Annotated in this window: 5 protein-coding genes; 1 reads left to right on the top strand and 4 read right to left on the bottom strand. The window is 71.9% G+C overall.

Going from position 1 to position 4,384, the window contains the following annotated elements:
- On the top strand, positions 1–457 hold a 457-nt coding region (locus DW309_RS17930; RefSeq protein ID WP_136046144.1), incomplete at its 5' end, for a helix-turn-helix domain-containing protein.
- A 16-nt stretch (positions 458–473) separates the two neighbouring features.
- Here DW309_RS17930 and DW309_RS17925 read toward each other — a convergent pair.
- The 4 genes from DW309_RS17925 to DW309_RS17910 form a co-directional block, all read right to left on the bottom strand.
- Positions 474–1,865, bottom strand: coding sequence for an aspartate aminotransferase family protein (locus DW309_RS17925; protein WP_136046143.1), 1,392 nt, complete (start codon positions 1,863–1,865; stop codon positions 474–476).
- Positions 1,862–2,329: an Lrp/AsnC family transcriptional regulator gene (locus tag DW309_RS17920; RefSeq protein WP_136031144.1), complete on the bottom strand. Its 468-nt coding sequence runs from the start codon at positions 2,327–2,329 to the stop codon at positions 1,862–1,864. Before DW309_RS17920 ends, DW309_RS17925 begins: the two co-directional genes overlap by 4 nt.
- Positions 2,330–2,413: 84 nt before the next feature.
- Complete coding sequence (locus tag DW309_RS17915) at positions 2,414–3,574, bottom strand: acyl-CoA dehydrogenase family protein (protein WP_136046142.1); 1,161 nt, start codon at positions 3,572–3,574, stop codon at positions 2,414–2,416.
- Positions 3,571–4,329, bottom strand: coding sequence for an alpha/beta fold hydrolase (locus DW309_RS17910; RefSeq protein ID WP_136046141.1), 759 nt, complete (start codon positions 4,327–4,329; stop codon positions 3,571–3,573). Before DW309_RS17910 ends, DW309_RS17915 begins: the two co-directional genes overlap by 4 nt.
- Positions 4,330–4,384 lie beyond the last annotated feature (55 nt).

Raw genomic sequence — 4,384 nt, 5'->3', positions numbered from 1 at the left:
CGCCGGCCCCGCGGTCGCGGTCGTCATCGGTCAGCCGGCCGACGATGTGCCCGGCCTCCTCGCGTCCACCAGGGCTGCACTGGAACTCGCCGCCCGGGCCCCGGAGGACGCCGCCGACACCGTGCGCCGCGTGGCCGACCGTCCGCTGGCGCAGCTGGTGGCGGCGCTCGGCGATGACCGCCGACTGCAAGAGCACGGCGAACGCATGCTCGCGCCGCTGATCCGCCACGACCGGGAGCGCCGCGGGGATCTGCTCGACGTGCTCGCCGCGCTCGTCGCCCACCCGGGGAACCGGTCGGCGGCCGCGACGGCGAGCCACCTGTCCCGCTCCGTCTTCTACCAGCGGCTCGCGGTCATCGCGGATCTGCTCGCCGTCGACCTCGACGACGGCGAGGTGCTGGCCGCGCTGCACATCGCGCTGCTGGCGCGGCCCCGCGGAGCCCGAGAACGTTCCTGACGCCGCACGGCGTGGTTCAGAGCACCGCCTGCGCCCGCGTGAGCACGTCCCGCAGGATCTGCGTGATCTCGCGGAACTCCGCGGGTCCGACGGTCAGCGGCGGGGCGAGCTGGATGACCGGGTCGCCGCGGTCGTCCGCCCGGCAGTACAGCCCGGCCTCGAACAGCGCGGGCGAGAGGAAGCCGCGCAGCAGCCGCTCCGACTCCTCCTCGTCGAACGTCTCCCGCGTGGCGGTGTCCTTGACCAGCTCGATGCCGAAGAAGTACCCGTCGCCGCGCACGTCGCCCACCAGCGGGACGTCGAGCAGTGTTTCCAGCTCCGCGCGGAACACCGGCGAGTTCTCCCGCACGTGCGCGTTGAGCCCTTCCTCGTCGAAGATCGCGAGGTTCTCCAGGGCCACCGCGGCCGACACGGGGTGGCCGCCGAACGTGTAGCCGTGCGGGAAGGAGACATCGCCCTGCGCGAACGGCTCGTACACGCGGTCGCTCACGATCGTGGCGCCGATGGGGGAGTAGCCGCTGGTCATGCCCTTGGCGCACGTGATCATGTCGGGCACATACCCCAGCCCCGTGCAGGCGAAGGTGTGCCCGAGCCGTCCGAACGCGCAGATCACCTCGTCTGACACCAGCAGGACGTCGTGCCGGTCGCAGATCTCGCGCACCCGGGCGAAGTAGCCGGGCGGCGGGGGGAAGCAGCCGCCCGAGTTCTGCACCGGCTCGAGGAACACGGCCGCGACGGTGTCCGCACCCTCGAACAGGATCATCTCCTCGATGCGCTCGGCGGCCCAGCGCCCGAACGCCTCGAGGTCGTCGGCGGGCGCGCCCATCTCGTCCGCACGATAGAAGTTGGTGTTGGGCACGCGGAACCCGCCGGGTGTGACCGGCTCGAACATCGCCTTCATGGCGGGGATCCCCGTGATCGCGAGGGCCCCCTGCGGGGTGCCGTGATACGCGACGGCACGCGAGATCACCTTGTGCTTGGCGGGCTTCCCCTGCAGCTTCCAGTAGTGCTTCGCGAGCTTGAAGGCCGTCTCCACCGCCTCGCCGCCGCCCGTGGAGAAGAACACGCGGTTGAGGTCGCCGGGCGCCTCGTCCGCCAGCCGGTCCGCGAGCTCGATCGCCGCGGGGTGCGCGTACGACCACAGCGGGAAGAACGCCAGTTCGGACGCCTGCGCTGCCGCGGCCTCGGCGAGCCGGCGCCTGCCGTGTCCCGCGTTCACCACGAACAGTCCCGCCAGACCGTCGATGTACTCCCGGCCCTCGACGTCCCAGATGCGGTGCCCGTCGCCCCGGACGATGATCGGCACGCCGGAGTCCGCCATGGTCGACTGGCGGGTGAAGTGCATCCAGAGGTGGTCCTTCGCCATGGACTGCAGCGCGGACGCGGACGGCACGGAGCGCGAGGTCATCGGGTCCCCCAGTTGTAGAGCTGCTTCTGCAGCTTCGCGTAGATGAACGTCTCGGTCGACAGCACGCCGTCGATCGGACGGATCACGTCGTTCACGAGGGCCAGCAGGTGGTCGTCGTCTTCGCACACGACCTCGACGATCACGTCGAACGAGCCCACCGTGATGACGACGTAGTCGACGGCGTCGATCTCCGCGATCGCCTCCGCCACGTGCCGGGCGTCCCCGGCCACACGGATGCCGATCATCGCCTGGCGGTGGAAGCCGAGCTGCATCGGATCGGTGACCGCGACGATCTGCATCACGCCGGTCTCGGTGAGCCGCTGCACGCGCTGGCGGACCGCTGCCTCACTGAGGCCCACCACCCGGCCGATGTCGGAGTAGGAGCGACGCCCGTCGTCCTGCAGCAGCTCGATGATGGTCTTGGAGATCGCGTCGAGGGCGGAGTTCTTCTTCGCCGGTGCCATGCTGCGATCCTGGCACTGGCGGCGGTCATGGACAACCGGATCCGTCGAATCTGAGTGGCCGACCTGCACGATCCGTGCGTTCGGTCAGGCCTCCACGGGTCCGAGCCAGGCGCTCGCCGCGGTCGCGTGCGCCGACTCGGGGTCGGACGGATGGAACATCCCGGCGAGGACATCGCGGTACAGCCGGGAGAGCTCGTTCCCGGAGAAGTAGGACCCGCCGCCCGCCACCAGCATCGCCTCGTCGACCACGCTCTTGGCCATCGTCACGGCACGGTGCTTGAGGCCGGACAGGGCGGGGAACCAGCGCGGCCCGTGGTCGACGCGCTCGTCCACGTCGCGCGCGAGCGCGGCGATCTGGGGCGGCAGCGCGTCGTACGCGATCGCCATGTCGGCGATGCGCCAACGGATGTCGGGGTCCTGGCTGTACGCGGCGCCGCTCTTCTTGGAGCGACGGGTCTGCGCCGTCGCGACCGCCAGCTCCAGTGCGCGGCGGGCGATGCCGGTGTACACCGAGGCGAGCAGGATCTCGAACACGGAGAAGATGCCGAAGACGATGGGGTCGGCGCTCGGGCCCTGGTCGATCCGCCGGACCACGTGCGCGGCGTCGGCGACGGCGCCGTCGAGCCGCGTCGTCCTGCTCTGCGTGCCGCGCATGCCGAGCGTGTCCCAGTCGTCCGAGGTGGTGACGGCGTCGGTCCGCTCGACGAACGCGAACACGAGCTTCGGGGCGTCCGCGCTGGTGGTGTCCAGGCCGTGCAGTCCGAGCCTGGTCCAGACGGGCGCGAGCGAGGTGAAGATCTTGGTGCCCGTGAACGCGTAGCCCCCGTCGGCGTCGGGCACCGCGGCCGTGTCGCTGCCGAACAGCACGAGGTCGTTGCCGCCCTCGCTGATGCCGAACGCGAACACCTCGCCGGCGACCGCGCCGTCCTGCACGAACTCGAGCCCGGGAACACCCCGGTCGGAGAAGACCTTCGCGACCCCGGTCCACACCAGGTGCATGTTGATCGCGAGGGCCGTGGCGGGGGCCGCGCCCGCAAGACGCTGCTGCAGGATCGCGGCCTCGGCGAGCCCGAGTCCTGCGCCGCCGCGCTCGACCGGGACCAGGATCGACAGGTAGCCGGCGTCGCGGAGTTCGTCGAGGTCCTGCTGCGGGAACGTGTTCTCGCGGTCGTGGATCGGCGCGCGTTCGCGGATGCGCGCGAGGAGGTCGTCCGGGACGTAGCGGGTCGGGTCGAACGCGGTCATGCGAGTGCCTCCAGGAGCTGTCGGATCGCTTCCTCCGGCCGGTCGCGATGAAGGGAGTGCCCGGCGCCCGCCACGACCGACATCGTGATCCGCGGGTTGCCGGCGAGCATCTCGGCGGCGAGGTCGCCCGCGAAGATGCTGTACACGGCGGGATCGGCGCCGATGACATGGGTGGGGACGGTGAGACGGGCGGCGTGCGCGCGTACGTCCCACGGCTGGTTCTGCGCGCTGGTCTGCTCCACGGCCCAGGCGCTCGCGCGCCGCACGGCGTCGATCTTCAGCTCGTGATCCTGCGGGTGCCAGTGCGGGTGCTCCTCCCGGACGACCTCGATCCGGTTGTCGGCGAACGCCCGTTCCTGACTGCGCCGCACGATGCCCGCGTCGCGTCCGTCGACGTGGAGGGCGGGGTCGATCAGCACGAGGCGTCGCGTCCAGTCCGGCGAGCCGGCGGCGGCGACCGTCGCGGCCGCGCCGCCCAGCGAGTGGCCGACGACCGCGTCCCACGGTCCTCCGCCGTCGGATGCCGTCGCCGCGAGGTCGGCGGCGTACGCGTCGACGGTGTAGTCGAGGGAGCGGGGGGCGTCACCGTGCCCGCGCAGGTCGACGGCGGTCGCGGCCGCTCCGGTCGCCGCGATGGCATCGCCCAGGCGCCACATGAGGGCGCCCGACGAGCCGAGTCCGTGCACGAGGAGAATGCGGCGCGCGGCTGCGGGATCGCCCCACGACCGTCGGGGCAGGGTGAGGGGTGCGGGCATGGCACCAGCCTACGACCGCGGCCGCGGCACCGGTCGGCCCGGCGGGGCTCAGCCG

Origin of the sequence: Microbacterium sp. K41 (assembly GCF_004794395.1) — a bacterium.
GTDB lineage: Bacteria > Actinomycetota > Actinomycetes > Actinomycetales > Microbacteriaceae > Microbacterium > Microbacterium sufflavum.
Note: the sequence above shows the minus strand (reverse complement) of the source record. Positions and strands in the feature narration are given on the sequence as shown.

Excerpts from the sequence above, each read along its gene's own strand:
- DW309_RS17925 (WP_136046143.1), bottom strand. The coding sequence starts at position 1,865 with ATGACCTCGCGCTCCGTGCCGTCCGCGTCCGCGCTGCAGTCCATGGCG.
- DW309_RS17920 (WP_136031144.1), bottom strand. The coding sequence starts at position 2,329 with ATGGCACCGGCGAAGAAGAACTCCGCCCTCGACGCGATCTCCAAGACC.
- DW309_RS17915 (WP_136046142.1), bottom strand. The coding sequence starts at position 3,574 with ATGACCGCGTTCGACCCGACCCGCTACGTCCCGGACGACCTCCTCGCG.
- DW309_RS17910 (WP_136046141.1), bottom strand. The coding sequence starts at position 4,329 with ATGCCCGCACCCCTCACCCTGCCCCGACGGTCGTGGGGCGATCCCGCA.